This is a genomic window from Campylobacter sp. 110, from assembly GCF_002383965.1.
Lineage (GTDB): Bacteria > Campylobacterota > Campylobacteria > Campylobacterales > Campylobacteraceae > Campylobacter_D > Campylobacter_D coli.
Window position 1 is genome coordinate 103,342 of record NZ_NXBD01000036.1, and the last position, 23,513, is coordinate 126,854.

Below are 23,513 nucleotides of genomic sequence, written 5' to 3' on the forward strand. Positions count from 1 at the left end.
TAAACTAAAAATTTAAAAGTGTAAAAATATGAAAAAATTTAAAGATTTTAGCTGTAATTTTCTTTTTAAGATATCCGATCAACCTGTTCTTTTGCGTGATTTGCTTGAGGCTAATGCTTTGTTTAATGATGGAATGCTTGTGGATCCTTCCAAGCTTAATTTTAATTTTAAAATTTTAAATTCTTATATATATTTTGGAATTTTTTGTGCTTTGGTTTTATTACCATTATTACTCATTACACATTATCTTTTTACTCGCCTTGATTTTCATATCAGTATTATCAGCGCTGTAGCGGTTACCGCATGTGTTTTTATTTCTTATGATATTTTTAAGGTTTATGCTCGTAAAATGATTTCAAAAAAATTAATACAAAAAGCATGGGCTTTGCACTTTCCTTATTTTTCATATGAAAAATATTCTATTATGGCTGGAAATTTTTATAAAGAAGCCTTAAAAGAAGAAATTCCAAAGGCAAATTTAGAACAATATGTTTTAGAAAAAATCATTCATTCTAAATAATCTAAAATTTGATTTTGAAAGCGCATGATTTCTAAGCGTCTTTTTAAATCTTTATTTTCTTCATCAAGTACGCTTTCTTCTACTCTTAAAGCGGCAATTTCTCGGCTAAGATAGTAAATTTGATTTCTTATATAAATTTGTGGTACAAATAAAACAAGAGCAAAGCTGACAAATAATACGGCAAAAAGTAAGTGATTGAAATTGAGATTTTTATCTTCTTTAGTAGCATTACTAAATCCTTCTAATAATACATTTTTAACCTTTTGTGTATCTTCATCATGTTCTGTTTTAATGGGTTGAATTTCGGATTTTTCAATCTCTATTTTTACTTCTTGAGTTTGTATTTTTTTTTGTAAATTTTCTAGACTTTGTTTTATATCGGGTTTTGGGTCAGTTTGTGTGGGTTGAATCTTGTTATTTTGTATTTTTTTGACTTCTATTTGCTTGTCTGTGTGCAAATATTTTTCTTGAGTATTGTGTGTGTTTTTATTTTGTATAGCTTGAATTTCTTTTTTTTTCAAAAAAGAAAAAAGTTTTTTTGTTTTTTTCTTTTTTGGTTCTTGATTTTTGTTTTTTTCTTTTATTTTGGAAAAAATTTTTTTAGCTAAAGACTGCTTTTCTTCCAATTTAACATTTATCAAATCTTCTTTTAAGTATATATTTGATTTTTTTGTATATTCTAACTCATAGTCTTCTTCTATTTCATTCAAGAAATGATTTGAGCGTTTTTTAAAGCGGCGTCTTAAAATATCATCACTAGAGATTTCTTCTTTTAAATCATCATCTAAAGGCTTACCTTGATTAACAGCGCGAGAAAATTTAAGCATTTTCTGGCGTATGTTTTGTTTTTCTTTTAAAAAATCATCATCTAGCATTATTTTTCCATATTTTTAAAATGAAACAGGCGCATTTTTGCACAACTTGAACGAGAATTAATCATAATTTCTTCTTTGCTTGGAGTTATGGCTTTTTTGCTTATAATTTCTCCTAAAGAATGATTGTTTCCACATTCGCACCTAAAAGCTCTTTCGTCGCAGATACAATTTTTAGCCCATTTTTTAAAATAGTTTTTTGCTATCCTATCTTCTAAAGAATGAAAGCAAATGATAGCTAGAATACAATTTTTTAATTTAATTTTTTCTAATTTTTCTAAAAAATTTTTTAAAACTTCAAGTTCTTGATTGACTTCTATTCTAATAGCTTGAAAAACTAGGGTTGCTTTAGAAACACTTCTGTGATTTTGTTTTGTTTTTCCTATTATTTCGTAAAGTTCTTTAGCACTTTTTATTTTATTTTTTTGTCTTTCTTGGCAAATTTTTTGAGCGATAAAGTATCCATCATTTAATTCCCCATATTTTTTGAAAATATCACTCAATTGCTCTTGGGTATAATTGTTAATAAGCTCAAAAGCTGAAATTTTAACATCTTGATTCATTCTCATATCTAAAAAATCAGAATGAAGATTAAAGCCCCGTTTGTTATTATCAAGTTGATAAGAAGATACTCCAATATCAGCTAAAATGCCTTTGAGATCGTTCAGTTTATCGTGTGAAATTTGGTCTAAAATTTGACTAAAATTACTTAATATAAATTCTGTTCTATCTTTAAAATCATGAAGACGCTTTTTAGAAAATTCAAGTGCTTCTTTGTCTTGGTCGCATGCTATAAGTTTAAGGTTTGGATGATCTTTAAGTAAGGATTCGCTATGGCCACCAAAACCCAAAGTGCAATCTAAAAAATATCCTGAGTTTAGTTTTTCAAATGCTTGATTTACCTCATTGAGCAAAACGGGAATGTGTGGAATTTTCAAATCCTATATCCTATAAAATTTTTATAAGCTATAATTATAACGAAATTTTAACTAAAATCAAAATGAAAATATTTAACAAAAAACCACTAATTAAACTCTAATTAAACACTTCTGCGATAAAATATGTAGTTTAATTTTTATCAAGGAATGATATGCTTACTTGGATGCAACATCACAAAAAATATCTTATTGTTACTATATGGATTAGCACCATAGCTTTTGTTGGAGCTGGGTTTTTAGGTTGGGGTGCTTATGATTTTAATCTTAATAGAAGTTCGAGTGTTGCTGTAGTTGGAGATGAAAAAATCAATTATAATGAATTTAATGTAAGATATAATCAGATTTTTAATTATTACAATCAAATTAGCAACGGTGGCTTAAATGAGGAGAGTGCTAAGCAATTGGGAATTGAAAATGCCGCATTAAGCTCTTTGGTCGAAGATAAGCTTTTGTTAAATTTTGCTAAAGATTTGGGATTGGGTTCAAGTGAAAATGAAGTTATTCAAGCACTTGCTGAAACTAAAGCCTTTCAAGATCCTTCAGGTGATTTTAATAAAACAATTTATTATGAACTTTTGAATGCAAACAATATGACTCCAAAAGAATATGAGAAAACTCTTTCAAATGAAATTATTATCGGTAAACTAGAGCAAATATTTAATCTTCCTCAAACAGATGAAGAGTTGAAAATGCTAGGAGCTAGTTATTTTATGCAAGATTCTTTAAATATAGCAAAGCTAGAGCAAGATAAAGAAAATATAAAAGTTAATGAAGAAGAGCTTAAAAAACTTTGGAATGAACACAAAGAAGATTATAAGACAAAAAAAGTATATGAGATTTCTACTTATTATCTACCGGTGGATATGCAAAAAATTGATGATAGTAAGCTAGAAGAATTTTATAATAATGAAAATAATAAATTTAAATATAAAGATTTTAGTGGCAAAATCATGAGTTTTGAAGCTGCTAAAAAGGATGTTGCTAAAGATTATGCTTTAGCACAGCTTAAAAACACAGCTAATGCTAAATTTTTGGAATTGAAAGAAGGTAAAGATAAATTCCAAAAGGATGAAAATATCACAGATTCAGATGTTTACTATCCACTTGAGGCTTTATCTCGGGTAAAAAATGGAGATGTGTTAAGACCGAGTGAATATCAAAATGGTTATATTATTATCAAGCTTAACAAAACCAATCCTGTAAGAACTAAGACTTTTGATGAGGCTAGAGAAGAGCTTATGCCTATTTATATCAGCGAACAGGCGAAAAAGAATTTAGAAGAAAAAGCTAAGCAAAATTTAGAAAATTTTAGCGGAACTAATATAGGTTTCGTAAGCAGGGATACTGTAAGAAATGATGCTAAAATTAGTAATATATTAAATGAAGCAGAATTTAGTTATTTTCTAATGAATGTTTTTAATTCTGATCAAAATCGTTCTTATGTTATTTTAAATGAAGATAAGGCTATACTTTATAAAATTAATAAGCAAAAGCTTGATATGAATCCTGAAAAATTTCAGCAATATCGCACAATGCTTAATCAAAATTTACAAAGTTTAAAAGCTAATGAAATGAAGCAGGAGTTAATCGAAGAGCTTAAAAAAACATATCCAATAAAAATTTATTATAAAGGTAAATAATTTTGAATATATTAGGAATTGACTTAGGTTCAACACAAACTTGTGCCATTGTCGCTCAAAAAGATGAGGAAGGTTTAAAAATTATTGGTTTTGCAAAAGCAAAAACCAATGGTGTAAAAAAAGGCGCTATTACCAATATCGAGCTTGCTTCAAAATCGATCGAGGAAGCAGTTAGAAATGCAGAGATGATGAGCGGTGTTCATTATGATAAAGTAGTGGTTTCTATTTCGGGCGCTTATACTAAAAGTGTTGATAGTATAGGTGTAGTAAATATACCAAATCATGAAATAGGCATCAAAGAAATTCATCGTGCGGTAAGCACAGCCAAACACACTGCAAATCTTCCGAGTGGTTATGAAATTATTCATGTTTTACCTTATAATTTTAAGGTAAATGATTTAGAACATGTAGATGATCCTTTGGGTATGAGCGGAAATCGCTTGGAGGTTTCGACTCATATAGTTATTTCTCAAGAATCTCATATTAAAAATTTAAAAAAAGCTGTTGAGTTGGCTGATTTGAGAGTTGATAATATAGTCCTTTCTGGCTATGCTTCAGCTATAGCTTGTTTAGATGATAGTGAAAAAGAACTAGGTGCTGTTTTGATTGATATGGGTGGAGCGATCTGCGATATGGTTGTTCATACTGGAAATTCAATTCGTTATAATGATTGCTTGCAAATTGGATCGATTAATATTACTCAAGATTTATCGATGGCTTTGCACACTCCTTTAAAAGAAGCTGAGAAAATTAAATTAAATTATGCAGCCCTTTCTCAACAACCTAATGCATTGATACAAATTCCTTCTATGGGAGATGAAAGAAAAGTAAATGAAGTTTCTTTAGATATCATCTCAAATGTAATCTATGCAAGAGCTGAAGAAACTTTAATGATTTTAGCCAAAATTTTAAGCGACAATCGTTATGCAAATAGCATAGGGGGTGGCGTTGTATTAACAGGAGGAATGACTAAATTAGCAGGTATTGATGAATTAGCTCCTGCAACTTTTGATAATCGTTCTGTTAGACTTGCTACTGCTAGAAAAGATTTAATTACTGGGTTTAGTGAAATTTTTAATGATCCTGAAAATACTTGTGCTATAGGACTTTGTTTATATGGTTCGGGTTATTTTACGCCTTATGAACTTGATTCAAATGAAAAGTTAAGATATAAAGGGGAGATAGAAAATTATAACCGCCAAATTAGACAAGAAATAATTCCACAAAAAGAAGTGGAAAATGAAACAAAATCTGAATTTTTTGGCGAAAATTTGCAAGAAAATGATACAATAATAATACAAGAACAATTAGATTTTAAAGAGCCAAAAGAGAAAAAGCCTAGTGTTTTTTCAAATATTTGGCATAAAATAATGAATCAATTTTAACAAGGAGAAAGTTTTTATGAGCGAATTTTTAGTAGAAGAGATGCAACATAATAAAGGCGCTAAAATTAAAGTTATAGGCTGCGGTGGTGGCGGTGGAAATATGATTAATCATATGGTCAAGATGGGCTTAAGTGACCTCGATTTAATCGCGGCTAATACTGATGCACAAGCTATTTCAAATTCATTAGCAAAAACCAAAATTCAACTTGGCGAGAAAAAAACAAAAGGCTTGGGTGCGGGCATGCTACCAGAGGTTGGAGCAGAGAGTGCTAGAGAAAGCTTTGAAGAGATTAAAGCTAGTCTTAGCCAAAGTGATATCGTTTTTATTGCTTCAGGTTTTGGTGGTGGCACAGGAACGGGCGCTACTCCAGTAATTGCACAAGCAGCCAAAGAAATAGGTGCTTTAACTGTTTCTGTTGTAACTATGCCTTTTGCTTTTGAAGGGAAACAAAGAAAAAAACTTGCTGAAAACGGACTCCTTGAATTGAAAAAAGAAAGTGATTCTATCCTTGTAATTCAAAACGAAAAGCTTTTAAGCATTATCGATAAAAAAGCAGGAATTAAAGATGCTTTTAAATTAGTTGATGATATTTTGGCGCGTGCTGTTAAGGGTATGGTGTCTATACTTTTAGACAATGGTGATATCAATGTTGACTTTGCTGATGTTAGAACCATAATGAGCCATCGTGGTTTAGCGCTTATGGGCGTAGGCAGTGCTAGCGGTGAAAATGCTATCGAAGAGGCTCTTTCTAATGCCATAGAATCTCCATTATTAGATGGTATGGATATTAAAGGAGCTAAGGGAGTTATTTTACATTTTAAAACAAGTTCTAATTGCTCTTTAATTGAAATTTCTGCTGCTGCAAATAATATAGAAGAAATTGTTGATGAAAATGCAAAGATTATTTTTGGTTCTACTACAGATGATAGCATGGAAGACAGGGTAGAAGTGACCATTATTGCCACAGGATTTGAAGATAGAGACAGCATAGCTAAAAAAGCCGCTGAAGAAGCTGAAACTCCTAAGAAAAATCCTTATTTAAATCTTAGAAAAGTAAGTGGTGGTTTTGATGAAGAGATAATGGCTCAAATTGAAACTCCTACTTTCTTACGCCGCCAAATGGACTAAAATAGAATATTTTTAAGCAAGATTTTTACTTAAGTCTTGCTTTTTTAAAATTTTTACTATTTATTTTAAAATATTTTTTACCCATATTCCTAGAAAGAAAACTCTTATTTCTTGGGTAAAGAGATGAATGTTGCTGCTTTTTAAGCGATTTAATGATACTTTTGGTTTTTTAGCATAATTCCTTATAAAAACACAATATGATGCAAATTATCATTCAGTATTTTATTTCTACTTTCTTAATCCCCTAAAATTCATTCTTTTTAAAAGTTGGAACACTCTTTGCTTTATAGATTAAAAATATCAAAATTTATAGGTGAAAAATATGCAAAATGGATATTATCAAGCAACGGGCGGGATGGTAACTCAGTTTAATAAACTTGATGTTATTACAAACAATCTTGCCAATATTAACACGAGTGGTTACAAAAGAGATGATGTTGTAATTGCAGATTTTAAAAGGATTTTTAAAGAAACTCAGGATGAGTTGCCTATAGAAAATCACACAAGAGATGCATCAAGATTTGTCAATACTACCATAGATGGCGTTCCTCAAGTTTCTCAAGGATATACAGATTTTAGTTTAGGTTCTTTAAAAACGACTAATAACCCTTTGGATTTGGCCATTACTAGAGAGGATGCTTTTTATTTAGTTCAAACAAAGGATGGTGAAATAAGATTAAGTAAAGATGGAAATTTTCAACTTAACGAAGAGGGATATTTAGTCAATAAACAAGGATATAGAATTTTAAGCAGTGATTATTTTAATAATCCTCAAAATGCAGGAATTCGTCTTCCTAATGGTGCGGTTTATATCAATGTAGATAAAAACGGAAGTATTGAAGTAGATGGCGTTCAAAATGCGAGATTATTTATCGCTCAAGTAGATGATATAAGAGCTTTGCAAAAAGATGGGGATAATGTTTATAGGATAGATGATTTAACGCGTATTAGAGATTTGGATAATTCTAATGCAGTGCGTCAAGGTTTTTCTCAAGGCTCTAATGTCAATCCAGTAACCGAAATGGTAGGACTTATAGAGGCAAATAGAATGGTAGAAATGTATCAAAAAGTTATGACAGCTCATATGGATGACTTAAACCAAGAAGCTATCAATAAACTTGCAGCCGTTAAATAAAATAATATAAAATAAATTAAAGGATAAAAAATGATGAGATCACTTCATACTGCTGCTACGGGAATGGTAGCGCAGCAAACACAAATTGATGTTACTTCAAACAATATTGCAAATGTTAACACAGCAGGTTTTAAAAAGGGTCGTGCTGAATTTGCTGATCTAATGTATCAAGTTATGAAATACGCAGGAACTTCAACTTCAGCCACAACACTTTCTCCATCGGGCATAGAAGTGGGTATTGGTGTGCGTCCAACAGCAGTGACAAAGGTTTTTACTGAAGGTAATTTAAAGGCTACAAGCACAGATAGTCTTGATATGGCAATTGCGGGAAATGGTTTTTTTCAAATTCAACTTCCTGATGGCACGATAGCTTATACAAGAAATGGACAATTTACAAAAGATAATGAGGGAAATATCGTTAATGCAGATGGTTATAGACTTTTACCTGAAATGACTATACCAGAGGGTGCGACTGCGATTAATGTTGCTACAGATGGAACCGTTTCTGTAATGCTACCAGGGGAGCAACAAGAAACTCAAATTGGCCAAGTGGAGCTAGTTCAGTTTATAAATCCAGCGGGTCTTCATTCTATGGGTGATAATCTTTATCTTGAAACAGGAGCAAGCGGTGCACCTGTAGCAGGTATAGCAACCCAAGATGGACTTGGAACAATAAGACATGGCTTTATAGAGTTAAGCAACGTGCAGCTTGTTGAAGAGATGACAGATCTTATCACAGGACAAAGAGCTTACGAAGCAGGTTCAAAAGCTATCACGACGAGTGATGATATGCTTGGAATTGTCAATCAATTAAAAAGATAATTTAAATTAATTATATAAATTTATGGTATTTTTATGCCATAAATTTTTCTCATATTAATTCACTTAAAATTTCATATACTTACTAAAATCATGGTATAAAAATGAAAATAAATAATATTCTGCTGCAATAATAATTTTTAATTCTTTTTTGAAAATAAATTTATATAATATCAAAGATATGGATTTAAGAAATTTATCAATAAATAAAGCAAAGCGTTTAAAAATTTACGCTTTGCTTTTTATTTAGCAAGAATAGCAAGTTTTAAATTCGTATGCAGTTGGACGCGCTTCAACAGGCCAAACTTGAGTTTCAAATTTCAAATGTTGATAATCATCTATAAAAATATCGCTCATTACAGGTTTTAAGAAAGCGTTGTAACGAATTAAAGCTTCAAGACTTCCTCTTAGAGTGTGTGGTAGTTGCTCTATGCCTTTTTCACGAATTTCATCTAAAGTAAGATCAAATAAGTTTTCATCCATAGGTCCTACAGGAATGGTTTTGTTTTTAATTCCATCAAGCCCTGCCATTAAAAGACTAACAAAAGCTAGATAAGGATTAGCAGTGCTATCAGGGAAACGAATTTCAACACGAGCTGAATTCTTACCTATACCATAAGGCACGCGACAACTTGCACTTCTATTTTGGCAAGAATAAGTTAAAATACAAGGAGCTTCAAAACCTGGAACTATTCTTTTGTATGAATTTGAGCTTGGATTAGTAAAAGCTGCAACAGAACGAGCATTTTTTAAAACCCCACCTATGTAATTAATCGCAGTTTGGCTAAGTCCTCCATAACCTTCTTTGTCATAGAATAAATTCACATCATCTTTCCATAGACTCATATGAACATGCATACCATTTCCATTGTCACCATAAAGAGGCTTTGGCATAAAAGTTGCAGTTTTGCCATTTAAATGAGCTACCATTTTGACAATATATTTGTAGATTTGTACATTATCTGCAGCCTCCACAAGTGTGCCAAAATTTACTCCAATTTCCGCTTGCCCTTGTGCAACTTCGTGATGGTGAACAAAGGTTTTAAGTCCTACTTTTTCAAGAGTTTGAACCATTTCAGAGCGAATATCTACCAAAGAATCTATAGGTTGAACAGGAAAATATCCGCCTTTGTTTCGTGGACGATGACCTGTATTGTAGCTATCTGCGAAATCTTTATCATCATTCCACTCTCCTTCTTCTGTATCCACTTCATATTTAGAACAATGAGTTGTATCTACAATTTTTACACTGTCAAAAACAAAAAATTCATTTTCAGGCCCAAAATAAGCAGTATCAGCTATGCCACTATTTTTAAGATGTTCCATTGCTTTTTTTGCTATGCTTCTTGGACATTTTTCATACATTTGTCCTTTATAAATGTCATAAACATCGCAAAAAACTATAATAGTAGGATCAGCTGTAAAAGGATCTAAAAATGCACTTTGCGCATCAGGTTTTAAAATCATATCTGATTTTTCAATAGGTTGCCATCCATGAATTGAACTACCATCAAATGGAATTCCTGCTTCAAAAGTTTCTTCGCTAATTGCATGAAGATTATAGGTGATATGATGCCAAGTTCCTATCATATCAGTAAAGCGAAAATCTACAAAAAGAACTTCATTTTGTTTACAAAAATCAAAGAATTCATTAACATTGTTAACAAATTTGCCCATCTTTTACTCCTTCTTTTAAGATAATTTATTAAAATTGTATCATATTTTTTTTAATTCAGGTTTAATTAATATATTTTTTTAATCATTTTTTGAAATTTACTTACAAAACTATGAAAATTTAAATTTATATTTTCATTTTAGATAAATTTGATTATAATCGTAGTACTAAAACAAAATCTAGGTTTAAAAAAGGAAAAAGATGACTCAAGAAGAACTTGACGCCTTGATGAATGGTGATGTAAATTTTGATGAGGATGCAGAGTCTAACATTAAAAGCGAAACAGAGTCTCACAATATAGAATCTGAAGAAGGACTAATGCTAGAAGATGTAAAGGTGTCTGATTATAAACCAGATCCTAGTGTTGTATGGCCACCACCACCACCAAATCAAGAACATAAGGTAGTTCATCAACTTGATGATGTTACTAAAGACAGTGAGTTAAAAGCTACTGAGATGATGGATAAGCTAGAAAGTATCAATAATTTCTTTGCAGATTCTGAAAATTTGTTTAGTGAGATTGATAAAGTATTAGCTAAAAATATTGAAATATTTTCAAAACTAAATGAGAAATTTCCAAATGTTGTCAGTTTTAATGAAGCTTTGCAGTTAAATTCAAAAGTGAAAAAAACAAGTCAAGAAATTATTGATAAGTTGCAATGTGGACAAGATGAAGTAATGATGGCAATGGATGCTATGCAATATCAAGATATTCACCGTCAAAAAATAGAGCGCGTTATCAATGTAATGCGTGCATTGAGTCGTTATATGAGTTCTTTGTTTGAAGGTAGGATTGATGATAAGAAACGAGCGAGTTCTGCAGTTCATATTGAAGGCGATTCTACTACTGATATTGTAAGCAATGATGATATAGAAGCGCTTATAGCAAGTTTGGGTCAAAAATGATTATCCCAGAGATTGTAGCTCCTGCGGGAAATTTTGCAAAATTAAAAATCGCTTTAGCTTATGGAGCTGATGCAGTTTACGCAGGGGTAAATAATTTTTCTTTGCGCTCTCGCACTGCTAGAGAATTTAATTATGAGAGTTTTGAAGAAGCTATTGAGTATACCCACCAAAGAGGCAAAAAGGTTTATGTTACTTTAAATGGTTTTCACTTGGGTGGACAAATAGAATCTTTAAAAAAACATATTTTAAAGCTTAAAGAGATGAAACCCGATGCTTTTATAGTAGCTTCAGTGGGTGCAATGGCTTTGGTTCGAGAGTTAGCTCCTGAAATAGCCTTGCATGTATCTACTCAAGCTAATGTTTTAAACTATCTTGACGCAAGAGTTTATAAAAATATGGGTGCAAAACGAGTAGTTATCGCAAGAGAGTTGGGTCTTAAAGATGCTAAAAGTTTAAAAGAAAATTGCGATATTGAGCTAGAAGCTTTTGTGCATGGATCGATGTGTTTTGCTTACTCGGGTCGCTGTTTGATCAGCTCGGTTCAAAGCGGAAGAATGAGTAATCGTGGCTCTTGTGCTAATGATTGTAGATTTAATTACGAACTTTATGCAAAAAATCCTGAAAATGGAGTACTTTTTCGTTTAGAAGAAGATGAAAATGGTACCCATGTATTTAACTCTAAAGACTTAAATTTATGCTCTTGCATAGAAAAAATTATGAAAGAAGATTGCATAAGCGCATTTAAAATAGAGGGCCGTACTAAAAGTGAGTATTATGTTGCACTTACAACTAGAACTTACAAAATGGCCATACAAGATGTTTTAGAAGGTAAATTTGAGGCAAGTAAGTATGAAAAAGAAATTGCTACGCTTAAAAATCGCGGTTTTACAGACGGTTATCTTGTCTCACGCCCTTTAGAAAAAGCAGATACACAAAATCACGATACGAGCATAGAAGAGGGTACTCATCAAGTACATGCTATCGTTGAGGATGGAGAGTATTTTAAATGCAAGGGCAAGGTTGTTTTAAACAAAGCTTATGAAATTTTAATGCCTTTAGGTGATGGAATTGAGACTTGTGATAATGAATTGGGTAAGATTTATAAAAAAGAAGATAAATATTTTGTAGAATTTAAAAAACTTATTTCTAAAAACAATAAAGAATTCAACGAAATTCATAGCGGAAACGAAAACGAAATCAAAATGCCAAATAAAATCAGCAGTTTTAGTTTTTTAAGAAAGGAAATTGGATGAAATTTGTATCAATTATAATGGGAAGCAAGAGTGATTATGAAATCATGAGCGAATGTGCCAAAACGCTTGAAAAATTTGGTGTAAAATATGAACTCATTATCAGTTCTGCTCACCGTAGTCCAAAGCGAACTAAGGAATATATTAAAGAAGCAGAAGAAAAAGGAGCTAAAGTTTTTATCGCAGCTGCTGGGATGGCAGCGCATTTAGCAGGAGCAGTTGCAGCTTATACAACCAAACCTGTTTTGGGAGTACCTATGCTTGGAAGTGCTTTAGCGAGTATGGATTCTTTATTTTCAACCGTGCAAATGCCAGGTGGAATTCCTGTGGGAACTTTAGCGGTTGGCAAAGCAGGAGCTAAAAATGCAGCTTATTTAGCTATGCAAATTCTTGCTCTTAATGATGAAACTTTAGCAAAAGCTTTAAAGCAAGATAGAAAAAATCAAGAAGAAAACTTAATCAGTGATTCTAAGAGTGTAGAAGTTTTATTGTAAAAAAGGATGAAAATGCAAACTTATTTAGAGCTCCAAGAATTTTGTAAACTTGTGCATTTAAATGAAGATGTTGTAAAAGGAATGATGGCAAATGGTGCTTTAAATTTCAAAGAAGAAGAGGGAAAAATTTATATCGAAGCAAACCAAGGAACTTTTAGCGTTGTTCCAAGCGCTTCTAACTCAAAGCTTGCTATGGTAAATTCTATGACTTTGGCAGGAGAAAGCTTTGTAGAAAAGACTATAGGAACAATTTTAAATTTGCATGAGAAGGTTTTAGATGCAAAGGATGAAACTCTTGATGCTTTAAAAAATGAAAATAAATTTTTAAAAGATGCACTTTATTCAATGCAAGAGCTTTATGATGAAGATAGAAAAACTATTGAAACTTTAAATCATGAATTAAAACACGCCCGAGAAGAAATAGAATTTTTAAAACGTAAATATAAGCTTATGTGGAGTAAGACAGCTGAAATTTTTGGGGCAAGAACTGAGCCTGATTTAGAAATGAAAAAAGATGAAAATTCTAGTACAGCAAATGAAAAATTAAATGAAAATAAAGAAGGTTAAAATGACTTTTTCTCAGATGATATTAAATTTACAAGAGTTTTGGCAAAAACAAGGTTGTGCAATCATGCAGCCTTACGATATGCCAGCAGGAGCTGGAACTTTCCATCCAGCAACTTTTTTAAGAAGTCTAGGCAAAAAACCTTGGGCTACTGCTTATGTAGCTCCTTCGCGTCGTCCAACAGATGGAAGATATGGAGAAAATCCTAATCGTCTAGGAGCCTATTATCAATTTCAAGTCCTAATGAAGCCAAGTCCTGATAATATTCAAGAACTTTATTTAAAAAGCCTTGAAAATTTAGGTTTTGATCTTAAAAGCCATGATGTGCGTTTTGTTGAAGACAATTGGGAGAGTCCAAGTCTTGGCGCTTGGGGTCTTGGTTGGGAAGTTTGGCTTGATGGTATGGAAGTAACTCAATTTACCTATTTTCAACAAGTTGGTGGAATCGCAGTAGATTTGGTAAGTGCTGAAATCACTTATGGACTTGAGAGAATTGCTATGTATCTCCAAAATGTAGATAATGTTTATGATATTGTTTGGAGCGAATTTAATGGGGAAAAAATTAAATACGCAGATGTGCATAAACGCAGCGAGTATGAATTTAGTAAATATAATTTTGAAATCAGCAATGTAGATTTTTTAAATCAGCAATTTGAAAATACTTATAAAGAATGTAAAAGTATTTTAGAACAGGGATTGGCTTTGCCTGCTTATGATTATTGTATGCTTGCAGCTCATACTTTTAACTTACTTGATGCAAGAGGTGCTATTTCTGTTGCACAAAGACAAGATTATATGCTAAAAATTCGCGAGCTTTCGAAAACTTGTGCTGAAATTTATAAGAAAAATTTAGATGAAACTGATTGAAATTTATAATTTTTTAGACAAGCTAAGCCCTTTTGAAACTCAAGAAATTTGGGATAATAGCGGTCTTTTACTTGGGAATTTTAACGATGAAATTCATAATGTTTATCTAAGCCTTGATATAGATGAGCAGTTGATCCAAAATGCAGAAGAAAATTCCTTATTTATCACGCATCATCCTTTAATTTTTAAAGGCTTGAAGGATTTGGCAAATTCAACCTATCCTAGAGCTTTTGTTAAGGAAATGCTTAGAAAAAATCTTTCTTTAATTTCTATGCATACTAATTTTGATCTTAGCCATTTAAATACTTATTTTATAGAAGAAATTTTGGGATTTGAAATTTCTTCTAAAGATAAATTTTTAGCTTATATAGATGTAGATATGAGTTTTGAAGAGCTTTGTATTGTGGTTAAAAAGCGTTTAAATTTAGAAATTCTAAGAACAAGTTTTTGTGGAAAAGAATATTTGAAACGCTTAGCTGTTTGCACAGGGAGCGGGGGAGATTTATTAAATGAAGTTAAGGCAGATTGCTATTTAAGTGGCGATTTTAAATACCATCAAGCCTTAGAAGCCATAAGCAATCATCTAAATTTGATTGATTTAGGACATTTTGAGAGCGAACGCTATTTTGCTCAATGTTTAGCAAAACACTTGAAAAATTTGCCGCTAAAAGTTATAATAACAGTTTCAAAAAATCCATTTCAATATTTTTAAGGAAAATAAATGAATAAATATCTCGAACAATTAGTGCTTTTATCAAAAATAGATCAAGAAATTGACAGCTTTGAACCGAAGATGGAAAGTATTAGCAAGACTTTAAAAGATGCTGAAAATAAGATTGCTAAATTTAATGTTGAATTAAATAATTTAGAAAATGAAATTCAAGATGTAGAAAATCAAAAAGTTCAAAATAACGCTCATATTTCAGAGTTTTCAGCTAAAATCAAAGAGCTTTCTAAAAAGAGTGGAGCTGTTAAGACAGAAAAAGAAGCAAATGCTTTAAAAATCGAAGAAGATATCGCTAAAGAGCAGCTTGATGCGGCTAATGATGAGATTGTTCGTTTGGATAAAATTTTAGAAAATAAAGAGCTTTTTAAAAAAGAACTTTTGGAAGAAAGAACAAAAGAAGAGCAAAATTTAGATGAAATAAAAGTAAGCATTAGTTCTCAAATGGATGGCTTGGAGAAAGAAAGAATGAATGTTTATACTAAAAAGACTAAATTAGTTGCAGAGATGAATCAAAAAGTTTTAAGCTTTTATGAGAAGATTAGAAAATGGGCTAAAAATACAGCCGTAGTTCCCGTTAAAAAACAAGCTTGTTATGGCTGCTTTATGAAAATTTATGATAAAACTTATTTATCAGTGATTAAGGGTGAAGAGATTATAACTTGTCCTCATTGTGGAAGAATTTTATATAAAGAGCAAGAAGATCAAAATTGATTTTTTTGTATTATATTCTAGTGTGGATAGCTTTTTTACTCTGCGCTATCCCAATTTTTTTACTTTCTTTATTTAAGCCAAAATATAAATATAGCTTAAAGGCTAGATTTTTTCTCTTTCGTAATATATCTCAAAAAAGATCGGATGTGCATTTTCATGTTTGCTCATATGGAGAGGCAAAAAGTATTCAAGAGCTTGTTTTAAGATTTGATTCAAGAGTTACGACTATTACGCAGACGGGTTATGATTATGCTAAGAAAATTTGCAATAAGGTAAATTATCTTGTTTTTGAAAATTGGATTCCATTTTGGCTTAAACCTAGCAAGGTATTAGTGATTTTTGAAGCCGAGTATTGGTTAATGCTCGTTTTTATAGCAAAGCTTCAAAAAAGTAAGGTTATTTTGCTAAATGCTAGAATTTCAGATAATTCATATGCAAGCTATAAAAAATTTAGATTTTTTTATAAGAAAATTTTTTGTTATATAGATGAAGTTTTTGCACAAAGTGAGGTGGATAAAATAAGATTAGAAGATTTGGGTGCTAAAAATGTTAAAATTTTTTCAAATATTAAATCCAAATTGCAAATATTTCCTACACAAAAATACTTTAAACCTAAGCAAAAATTGATTATTTTTGCAAGCACTCATAAGGGCGAAGAAGAACTTTTGCTCAAGCATTATAAGATGGATAAACAAGAGAAATTAATCATCGCTCCAAGGCATCCTGAGCGTTTTTTAGAAGTGGAACAATTACTGCACGATAAAGGTTTAAAATTTGATAAATTTAGTTTATTGCAAAATGAAGATAAAAAATTTAATCAAGATATTTTATTATTAGATTGTTTGGGTGAGCTTGTAAATTTTTACGCCATTTCAGATGTGGTTGTGTTGGGAGGTTCTTTTTTTGAAGGGATAGGAGGACATAATCCCATAGAAGTAGCTCATTTTAATAATGTATTGATAAGTGGGATTTATATACATAATCAAAAAAGCTTATTTCAAGAAGTAGATAATGTCTGTTTTTGCGAAGATTTAAAAGAGCTTGATGGTATAACCCATAATTATAATTTAAAAGCAAAAATAGCACAAAATAATGATTTATCAATAATAATCCAAGCTATACAGGAAGGTATCGATGCAAGAAAAAGCATATAAACTTTTAGCTTTGCAAGAAAATATTTCAAATCGCGAAGCAAAAGATTTGATAGATAAAGGTTGCGTTTTTTCTCATGGTAAAAAGGTAGTTGTAGCAAGAGCTTTGATGAGTGATAAGACGAAATTTAGCATTGTAAAAACTAGCAAGCCTAAAGTAATTTTTGAAGATGAAAATATCATAGCCATAAATAAACCCTATGCTTATATCAGTGAAGAACTTGAAAAAAAATTCAATGCAAAGTTACTTAACCGTCTTGATAAAGAAACTAGTGGTGCTATACTGCTTTGTAAAAATGAAGATTTTCGAAAAATATGCATTGAAGAGTTTAAAAAACAAAGAGTTTATAAAAGCTATATAGCTGTTTTGGATGGAATTTTAGCAGAAGAAATTGAGATTGATGAGCCTATATTAACCATAAAAACTAAGAATGGAGCTTTGAGCAAAATTTCTAAAGAGGGTTTAAGCGCGGTCAGTATTTTTACTCCTATTATGATGCAAGCTAAAAAAACTTTGGCTAAAATTATCATTAAAACAGGCAGAACCCATCAAATAAGAGTGCATGCTAAATTTATCAAGCATGGAATTATAGGAGATGAAAAATATGCTAAAATTTCAAGCGATAGGATGTATTTGCATAGTCATGAAATTCGAATTTTAAATTATCAATTTAAGGCAGAATTAGATTCTAGCTTTTCAAAGCTTGGTTTTGAGATAAAAAATTTAGATTTTTAAAGCCATTTAAGAAAAGATTTTGTATAATACTCAACTTAAAATTTAAAAATAATAGAAAGGTAATAAAGTGTTTGAATTAGTCAGCGAATCTTTTAAATCAGCGATTAATAAACTTCGTTTTGTTGATGATGAAAAAGCGCTTAAAAATGCTTTAGATACCTTAAAAAAAGCCTTACTAAAAGCAGATGTGCACCATAAAGTGGTTAAAGATTTGCTTTTGCTTATTGAAGAAGATGTTAAAAAAAATGGCATAGGACAAAAGCAATTTTTAGAAGCTATTAAAACCAATTTAGAAAATATTTTAAATGCTGATGGAAAAAATCAAGGTTTTGTTTTTGCTACTAAGCCTCCAACTGTTGTTTTAATGGTGGGTCTACAAGGTGGAGGTAAAACCACAAGTACGGTTAAGCTTGCCAACTACCTAAAACTTCGCAATAAAAAAGTTTTAATAGCTGCTTGTGATTTACAGCGTTTGGCTGCAGTAGAGCAACTTAAACAGCTTTGTGAAGCCAATGAGTTAGATCTTTTTTATATCGAAAATGAAAAAGATCCGATTAAAGTTGCACAACAAGCTTTAGAAAAAGCAAAAAATTCTATGGCGGATGTATTGCTAGTCGATACTGCAGGAAGATTGGCTATTGATGAGGCTTTAATGAATGAATTAAAAGCGGTAAGAAATGCTTTAAATCCGAATGAAATTTTTTATGTCGCTGATGCTATGAGTGGACAAGATGGTGTTAAAACAGCCTCAAGTTTCAATGAGCTTTTGGATATTACAGGAGTTATTTTATCTAAATTTGATGCAGATGCCAAAGGGGGTATAGCTTTAGGTATTACGAAGCAAATTGGAATCCCTTTAAGATTTGTAGGCGTGGGTGAAAAGATAGCGGATTTAGAAATTTTTATTCCTGAAAGAATAGTTAATCGTATAATGGGCGAAGGGGATTTGGCAACATTAGCTGAAAAAACTGCTGCCATTATCGATGAAAAAGAGGCTAAGAAATTAAATCAAAAAATCAAAAAAGGTGAGTTTAATTTCAATGATTTTTTAACTCAAATGGAAAGTGTTAAAAAATTGGGTAGTATAAAGTCTATTATGGGAATGATACCTGGACTTTCTAATGTTGCTTCAAGTGTAAAAGATCTTGATTTGGATAATTCTAAAGAAATTATACATATTAAAGCCATGATTTCATCTATGACACCAAAAGAAAGAGAAAATCCAGATTTACTTAATAATGCTAGAAAGCGTCGTATAGCAGAAGGCGCTGGATTGTCTCAAGTTGAAGTTAATCGCTTTTTAAAACAATTTTCAAATGCTGCTAAACTTGCTAAGAGATTTTCAGGAAAAAAGGGTATGGATGGTTTAATGCAAATGATGAATCAAGCTAGAAGACAATTTTAGATTTTTTATCTATAAATACTTTTAATAGTATCTATAGTTAAAAAATTTTTATTTTTAAGGAGTGTATATGACAGTAATCAGACTTACAAGAATGGGAAGAACTAAAAGACCATTTTATCGTATAGTAGTAACAGATAGTAGAAAACGTCGTGATGGTGGATGGATAGAAAGCATTGGATATTATAATCCTATGGTTGAGCCTGAAGTGGTAAAATTTGACTCTGAGCGTCTAGCTTATTGGAAAAGCGTTGGTGCAAAACTTAGTGATAAAGTAGCTTCTATTACTAGTAAATAAATTTCATGGTAGAAAATTTTTTAAGAGAATACGCTAAACTCATAGCAGATTATCCGGATAAAATTACAACAGAAAAAATAAAGCTTGATGAAAATTTTGCTGAAATCATACTTTATGCTGATAAAATTGATACCGGTAAGCTTATCGGCAAAAATGGAAAAATGATCAATGCAATAAAAACAGTTGTCTCAGCTTGTAAAAGCAAAGATTCAATGAGTTATCGTGTAACGGTTAAAGCACTTGAGTGAAAGAAATTTTATTCAAGTTGCCAAACTTGGAAAAACTGTTGGACTTAAAGGGTATTTAAAACTTTACAACCTAAGTGACTTTATCCAGCAATTTAAAAAAGGAGCTTCTTTTTTCACTGAAAATGGCAAAAGTCAGTTGAAAATTAAACACTACAATTTAGCTAACTCTTCTGTTTTGTTTGAAGGTTATGAGAATGTTGAAGCTGCAAAACAGCTTATTAATCTAATTCTTTATCAAAGTATTGAAGCTACAAGACAAACTTGCATATTGAAAAAGGATGAATTTTTTTATTTTGATATTTTAAAATGCGAAGTATTCGATGATGAGCGAAGGTTGGGGAAAGTGGTGGATATTCTTGAAGTAGGAGATTCTTATTTATTTGAAATTCAAAGCGATCAAGAGTTAATTGATAAAGCTTATGCTAAAACTTTTTTTATTCCCTATATTGATAAATATGTCAATAAAATTGATATAGAAAAATATTCTATTTTTTGCACCAAAGATGCTTTTTTAATCTTAGAAAATTCATGAAGTTTAGTTTTGTTTCTTTGTTTCCTAATTTGCTTGAATTTTATTTTAAAGATTCTATTCTTGCCCGAGCAATTCAAAAAGAGCTTTTTCAACTCGACTTTTTAAACCCAAGAGATTTTACAGATAATATTTATCATAAAGTAGATGATTATAAAATTGGCGGTGGAGCTGGTTTGTTAATGCAAATTAAACCTCTTTATAACACTTTAAAATTTATCAAAGATAGTGAAAAAGATCCTTATTTTATTTTTCTAAATCCAAGTGGAAAAACTTTCAATCAAAAAGATGCAAAAAGATTAAGCAAGAAAGAAAATATTGTTTTTGTTTGTGGGAGATATGAAGGCATTGATGAAAGAGTAATAGAAATTTTTGCTAATGAAGTGTTTAGCATAGGAGATTTTATTTTAACGGGCGGAGAACTTCCAGCGCTTATTCTTTGTGATGCTATTGCAAGAAATATCAATGGAGTTTTGGGTAATGCTTGCAGCCTGGAAGAGGAAAGTTTCGAAAATGATTTATTAGAAGCTCCTTCATTTGCAAAACCTTTTATTTTTGAACAAAATTTTAAGAAATTTTATACTCCTTCAGAGTTTTTAAAGGGTAATCACGCTAAAATTGCGACTTTAAAAACTACTTTAGCGTCTTGCAAAACGAAATTTTTTCGTCCAGATTTATTTTTAGAGCATGAACGCAAAAAATAAGGAATTTTTTATGAAAAATAAATACATAGAACAATTTGAAGCAAAACAAATTGAGGGAAAAAATGTTCCAGAATTTCGTGCTGGCGATACTTTAAGACTTGCAATTCGCATCAAAGAGGGCGATAAAACTAGAATTCAAAATTTTGAAGGAATTTGTATAGCTAGAAGAGGTAATGGTGTAGATGAAACTTTTATCGTTCGCAAAATGGGTGCTAATAATGTTGGCGTAGAAAGAATTTTTCCAATTTATAGCGAAAGTTTAGAGAGTATTACTGTTGTAAGAAAAGGTCGTGTTCGTCGTGCTAGATTGTTCTATCTTAGAGATAGACGCGGTAAAGCAGCACGTATTAAAGAACTTAAAAAATAATCTGCAAAATTATTATTTTGCAGATTTAGCATCTTTCTGTTTTTTAAATAAATATATTTTAACTAATTTATAAAATTTATTATTTAGTTATTATTGTTAATAATATTTTGTTATGATTTAGATATATAAAATATTATTAAGGGAGAAAAATATGCTTTCTACAAAAAAAATTTTATTGGCTCTCATAAGCATACCAATATTTCTAAATGCAACTGAATATCAGTTAAGTACCCATATTTTAGACATTAACTCTGGCCAACCCGCATTTAATGTAAAAGTAGAGCTTTATAACTTGGATCAAAATCAACAATGGGTCAAGATAAGTGAAAAATTTACAAAAAAGAATGGTAGAATAGCAGATTTTCTTCCTTATGAAAAAACAGAAAATCGTTCTTTTGGAGTTTATAAACTCAAATTTTATACCAAAGATTATTATATATCACATAAAGTTGATAGTTTTTACCCCTTTGTAGAAGTAAGTTTTGAACTTTTAAAAGATCAAAAACATTATCATGTACCTATTACCTTATCTCCTTTTGGTTACTCAACCTATAGGGGAAGTTAAAATTATATCTTTAGGAAATAACGATGACTTGGACTAAAAATTCTTGGAAAAATTTTTCTATTAAGCAGCAGCCTATTTATTCTAATCAAGAGGAGCTAAATAAAGTCTTAAATAAACTTGAAAAACTTCCTCCTTTGGTTTTTGCAGGTGAAGTTAGAGAGCTTCAAAGTGCTTTAGCAAGAGTATGCCGAAAAGAAGCTTTTTTACTTCAGGGTGGAGATTGTGCAGAAAGTTTTGCAAATTTTGGAGCAGTAAATATACGAGATATGTTTAAAATTTTACTTCAAATGGCTATAGTTTTAACTTTTGCGGGTGGTTGTCCCGTTGTTAAAATTGGTCGTATGGCGGGGCAATTTGCTAAGCCAAGAAGTAGCGATTATGAAGAGATAAATGAAGTAAAGCTTCCAAGTTATAGAGGTGATATCATTAATGGCTTTGAATTTAATGAAAAAGCTAGAATTCCTGATCCAAATAGAATGCTTGAAGCTTACTATCAAAGTGCTACTACTTTAAATTTATTGCGCGGTTTTGCTAAAGGGGGATTAGCTAATTTACACGAGGTGCATCGATGGAATTTAGGTTTTTTGAAAAAAAGCGAGCTGCATCAACAATACACCGATATCAGTGAGAAAATTTCTCAGGCTTTAGATTTTATGGAGGCCTGTGGTATTAATACCTATAATACTCCAAGCTTAAAAGAAGTTGATGTCTATACTTCTCATGAAGCTTTGCTTTTGCCTTACGAGGAAGCTTTAACTAGAGTGGATAGCTTAAGTGGCGAAATTTATGATTGTTCAGCTCATATGCTTTGGATAGGTGAGAGAACTAGGGGTCTTGATGAAGCTCATGTACACTTTTTAAGTGGAGTTAGAAATCCTTTAGGAGTAAAAATAGGCCCAAATGCAAGTGCTGATGATGTAATCGCTTTAGCTAATGCTTTAAATCCAAACAATGAAGAGGGTAGATTAAATATCATCATTAGAATGGGTGCTGAAAAAATAGCGACTCATTTACCTAAAATTTTCTCTAAACTTAAAAAAGAGGACTTAAATTTAGTTTATAGCATAGATCCTATGCATGGTAATACAGTAAAAGCAGGGGATTTTAAAACTCGCGAATTTGATAAAATCATGCAAGAAGTAAGATATTTCTTTGAAATAGCTATGAGCGAAGGTGTATATGCAGGTGGAGTTCATCTTGAAATGACAGGACAGGATGTAACCGAATGTACGGGTGGTGCGAGTAATGTTACTGCGCAAAGTTTAGAAAAACGCTATGAGACACAGTGTGATCCAAGACTTAATGCAGATCAGGCCCTTGAGCTTGCGTTTTTGATTGCTGATTTGGTTAAAAAGGCAAGAAAATGAAAGTCTATGGGATTAAAAACTGTAATTCCGTAAAAAAAGCTCTAGAGTTTTTAGATAAAAAAGCTCTAGAATTTGATTTTATTGATATTAAAAAGATTGATTTGGGCGTGCTTGAAAACTGGCTTAAATATAAAAGATTTAGTGAAATTATCAATACTGCAGGCACTACTTCAAAAAAACTCGGTTTAAATAAAGATAAGATAGAGAGCTTAAGCGAGCTTGAGTTGAAAAATATTATTTTAGAAAATCCAAGTTGTATTAAACGTCCTGTTATAGAAAAGGATAGCCAAATTTATATTGGCAAAGAATATGAACAAATTTTGTGATTTTATCTTTTGAAAGATGATTCATTCTTTCAATCTTAAAAACTTTTACCATTTTATTTTTTTAAAATATATTTGCTGATGGTGATAAAATTATCATGATAAATTTCAGGTAATTTTTAGTCATAAATTCTTTCAAATTCAGCAATAAAAATTTATAATTTTTATCAAAATCTTTAGTATTTATATT

27 protein-coding genes are annotated in these 23,513 nt (G+C 31.0%); 24 read left to right on the forward strand and 3 right to left on the reverse strand.

Annotation, left to right across the window (positions count from 1 at the left end):
* Positions 1-28 precede the first annotated feature (28 nt).
* Complete coding sequence (locus BGS43_RS04520; protein WP_002776453.1) at positions 29-520, forward strand: hypothetical protein; 492 nt, start codon at positions 29-31, stop codon at positions 518-520.
* Here the strand turns inward: BGS43_RS04520 and BGS43_RS04525 are convergent.
* The gene (locus tag BGS43_RS04525) at positions 508-1,395 is read right to left on the reverse strand and encodes a hypothetical protein (protein ID WP_052785038.1); all 888 of its coding nucleotides are present in this window, start codon (positions 1,393-1,395) and stop codon (positions 508-510) included. The two genes, BGS43_RS04520 and BGS43_RS04525, sit on opposite strands and share 13 nt — an antisense overlap.
* The gene (gene rsmH / locus BGS43_RS04530) at positions 1,395-2,330 is read right to left on the reverse strand and encodes a 16S rRNA (cytosine(1402)-N(4))-methyltransferase RsmH (protein ID WP_096568963.1); all 936 of its coding nucleotides are present in this window, start codon (positions 2,328-2,330) and stop codon (positions 1,395-1,397) included. The genes BGS43_RS04525 and rsmH overlap by 1 nt, the downstream gene beginning before the upstream one ends.
* A gap of 152 nt (positions 2,331-2,482) precedes the next feature.
* Between rsmH and BGS43_RS04535 the strand changes: the two genes are divergently transcribed.
* The 5 genes from BGS43_RS04535 to flgG all read left to right on the forward strand — a co-directional run bounded on the left by BGS43_RS04535 (position 2,483) and on the right by flgG (position 8,441).
* Entirely contained in the window at positions 2,483-3,970 is a 1,488-nt protein-coding gene (locus BGS43_RS04535; RefSeq protein ID WP_096568966.1) for a peptidylprolyl isomerase, read from the forward strand.
* Positions 3,967-5,355, forward strand: coding sequence for a cell division protein FtsA (gene ftsA / locus BGS43_RS04540; protein WP_096568969.1), 1,389 nt, complete (start codon positions 3,967-3,969; stop codon positions 5,353-5,355). The genes BGS43_RS04535 and ftsA overlap by 4 nt, the downstream gene beginning before the upstream one ends.
* A gap of 16 nt (positions 5,356-5,371) precedes the next feature.
* The gene (gene ftsZ, locus BGS43_RS04545) at positions 5,372-6,484 is read left to right on the forward strand and encodes a cell division protein FtsZ (protein ID WP_002776459.1); all 1,113 of its coding nucleotides are present in this window, start codon (positions 5,372-5,374) and stop codon (positions 6,482-6,484) included.
* 322 nt (positions 6,485-6,806) lie between these two features.
* Complete coding sequence (locus tag BGS43_RS04550; protein ID WP_002776464.1) at positions 6,807-7,619, forward strand: flagellar hook-basal body protein; 813 nt, start codon at positions 6,807-6,809, stop codon at positions 7,617-7,619.
* 30 nt (positions 7,620-7,649) lie between these two features.
* Entirely contained in the window at positions 7,650-8,441 is a 792-nt protein-coding gene (flgG, locus tag BGS43_RS04555; protein ID WP_002776471.1) for a flagellar basal-body rod protein FlgG, read from the forward strand.
* Positions 8,442-8,684: 243 nt separating this feature from the next.
* On the opposite strand, the gene glnA is transcribed toward flgG, so the two are convergent.
* A complete protein-coding gene (gene glnA, locus BGS43_RS04560; RefSeq protein WP_002825385.1) occupies positions 8,685-10,115 on the reverse strand; it encodes a type I glutamate--ammonia ligase in 1,431 nt (476 codons plus the stop codon).
* 199 nt (positions 10,116-10,314) lie between these two features.
* On the opposite strand from glnA, the gene BGS43_RS04565 reads away from it, so the two are divergent.
* The 18 genes from BGS43_RS04565 (at position 10,315) to BGS43_RS04650 (ending at position 23,326) form a co-directional block, all read left to right on the forward strand.
* The gene (locus BGS43_RS04565; RefSeq protein ID WP_002825386.1) at positions 10,315-11,019 is read left to right on the forward strand and encodes a hypothetical protein; all 705 of its coding nucleotides are present in this window, start codon (positions 10,315-10,317) and stop codon (positions 11,017-11,019) included.
* Positions 11,016-12,272 carry a peptidase U32 family protein gene (locus tag BGS43_RS04570; protein WP_096568972.1) on the forward strand — a complete coding sequence of 419 codons (1,257 nt, stop codon included), beginning with the start codon at positions 11,016-11,018 and terminating at the stop codon, positions 12,270-12,272. The genes BGS43_RS04565 and BGS43_RS04570 overlap by 4 nt, the downstream gene beginning before the upstream one ends.
* On the forward strand, positions 12,269-12,763 hold the full coding sequence (gene purE / locus BGS43_RS04575) for a 5-(carboxyamino)imidazole ribonucleotide mutase (RefSeq protein WP_096568975.1): 495 nt from the start codon (positions 12,269-12,271) through the stop codon (positions 12,761-12,763). The genes BGS43_RS04570 and purE overlap by 4 nt, the downstream gene beginning before the upstream one ends.
* A gap of 12 nt (positions 12,764-12,775) precedes the next feature.
* Positions 12,776-13,330, forward strand: coding sequence for a DUF3972 domain-containing protein (locus BGS43_RS04580; protein ID WP_096568978.1), 555 nt, complete (start codon positions 12,776-12,778; stop codon positions 13,328-13,330).
* Position 13,331: 1 nt separating this feature from the next.
* A complete protein-coding gene (glyQ, locus tag BGS43_RS04585) occupies positions 13,332-14,195 on the forward strand; it encodes a glycine--tRNA ligase subunit alpha (protein WP_002776485.1) in 864 nt (287 codons plus the stop codon).
* Entirely contained in the window at positions 14,182-14,907 is a 726-nt protein-coding gene (locus BGS43_RS04590) for a Nif3-like dinuclear metal center hexameric protein (protein ID WP_002825389.1), read from the forward strand. Before glyQ ends, BGS43_RS04590 begins: the two co-directional genes overlap by 14 nt.
* 9 nt (positions 14,908-14,916) lie before the next feature.
* Positions 14,917-15,633, forward strand: coding sequence for a zinc ribbon domain-containing protein (locus tag BGS43_RS04595; protein WP_002825390.1), 717 nt, complete (start codon positions 14,917-14,919; stop codon positions 15,631-15,633).
* A complete protein-coding gene (waaA, locus tag BGS43_RS04600) occupies positions 15,630-16,787 on the forward strand; it encodes a lipid IV(A) 3-deoxy-D-manno-octulosonic acid transferase (protein WP_002825391.1) in 1,158 nt (385 codons plus the stop codon). Before BGS43_RS04595 ends, waaA begins: the two co-directional genes overlap by 4 nt.
* Positions 16,768-17,520, forward strand: a complete 753-nt coding sequence (locus tag BGS43_RS04605) for an RluA family pseudouridine synthase (protein WP_060786198.1) — start codon at positions 16,768-16,770, stop codon at positions 17,518-17,520. Before waaA ends, BGS43_RS04605 begins: the two co-directional genes overlap by 20 nt.
* Before the next feature lie 67 nt (positions 17,521-17,587).
* A complete protein-coding gene (ffh, locus tag BGS43_RS04610; RefSeq protein ID WP_096568981.1) occupies positions 17,588-18,925 on the forward strand; it encodes a signal recognition particle protein in 1,338 nt (445 codons plus the stop codon).
* Positions 18,926-18,992: 67 nt separating this feature from the next.
* A complete protein-coding gene (gene rpsP / locus BGS43_RS04615; RefSeq protein WP_002776499.1) occupies positions 18,993-19,220 on the forward strand; it encodes a 30S ribosomal protein S16 in 228 nt (75 codons plus the stop codon).
* Between the two features lie 5 nt (positions 19,221-19,225).
* Complete coding sequence (locus BGS43_RS04620) at positions 19,226-19,468, forward strand: KH domain-containing protein (RefSeq protein WP_096568984.1); 243 nt, start codon at positions 19,226-19,228, stop codon at positions 19,466-19,468.
* Positions 19,461-20,000, forward strand: coding sequence for a ribosome maturation factor RimM (gene rimM / locus BGS43_RS04625; protein WP_002781561.1), 540 nt, complete (start codon positions 19,461-19,463; stop codon positions 19,998-20,000). The genes BGS43_RS04620 and rimM overlap by 8 nt, the downstream gene beginning before the upstream one ends.
* Positions 19,997-20,701: a tRNA (guanosine(37)-N1)-methyltransferase TrmD gene (gene trmD / locus BGS43_RS04630; RefSeq protein WP_060786200.1), complete on the forward strand. Its 705-nt coding sequence runs from the start codon at positions 19,997-19,999 to the stop codon at positions 20,699-20,701. Before rimM ends, trmD begins: the two co-directional genes overlap by 4 nt.
* 10 nt (positions 20,702-20,711) lie before the next feature.
* Positions 20,712-21,068, forward strand: coding sequence for a 50S ribosomal protein L19 (gene rplS, locus BGS43_RS04635; RefSeq protein WP_002776507.1), 357 nt, complete (start codon positions 20,712-20,714; stop codon positions 21,066-21,068).
* Between the two features lie 151 nt (positions 21,069-21,219).
* The gene (gene uraH / locus BGS43_RS04640; RefSeq protein ID WP_002825396.1) at positions 21,220-21,633 is read left to right on the forward strand and encodes a hydroxyisourate hydrolase; all 414 of its coding nucleotides are present in this window, start codon (positions 21,220-21,222) and stop codon (positions 21,631-21,633) included.
* A gap of 23 nt (positions 21,634-21,656) precedes the next feature.
* A complete protein-coding gene (locus tag BGS43_RS04645) occupies positions 21,657-23,000 on the forward strand; it encodes a class II 3-deoxy-7-phosphoheptulonate synthase (RefSeq protein WP_002825397.1) in 1,344 nt (447 codons plus the stop codon).
* Positions 22,997-23,326, forward strand: coding sequence for an ArsC/Spx/MgsR family protein (locus BGS43_RS04650; protein ID WP_096568987.1), 330 nt, complete (start codon positions 22,997-22,999; stop codon positions 23,324-23,326). Before BGS43_RS04645 ends, BGS43_RS04650 begins: the two co-directional genes overlap by 4 nt.
* Positions 23,327-23,513: the final 187 nt, after the last annotated feature.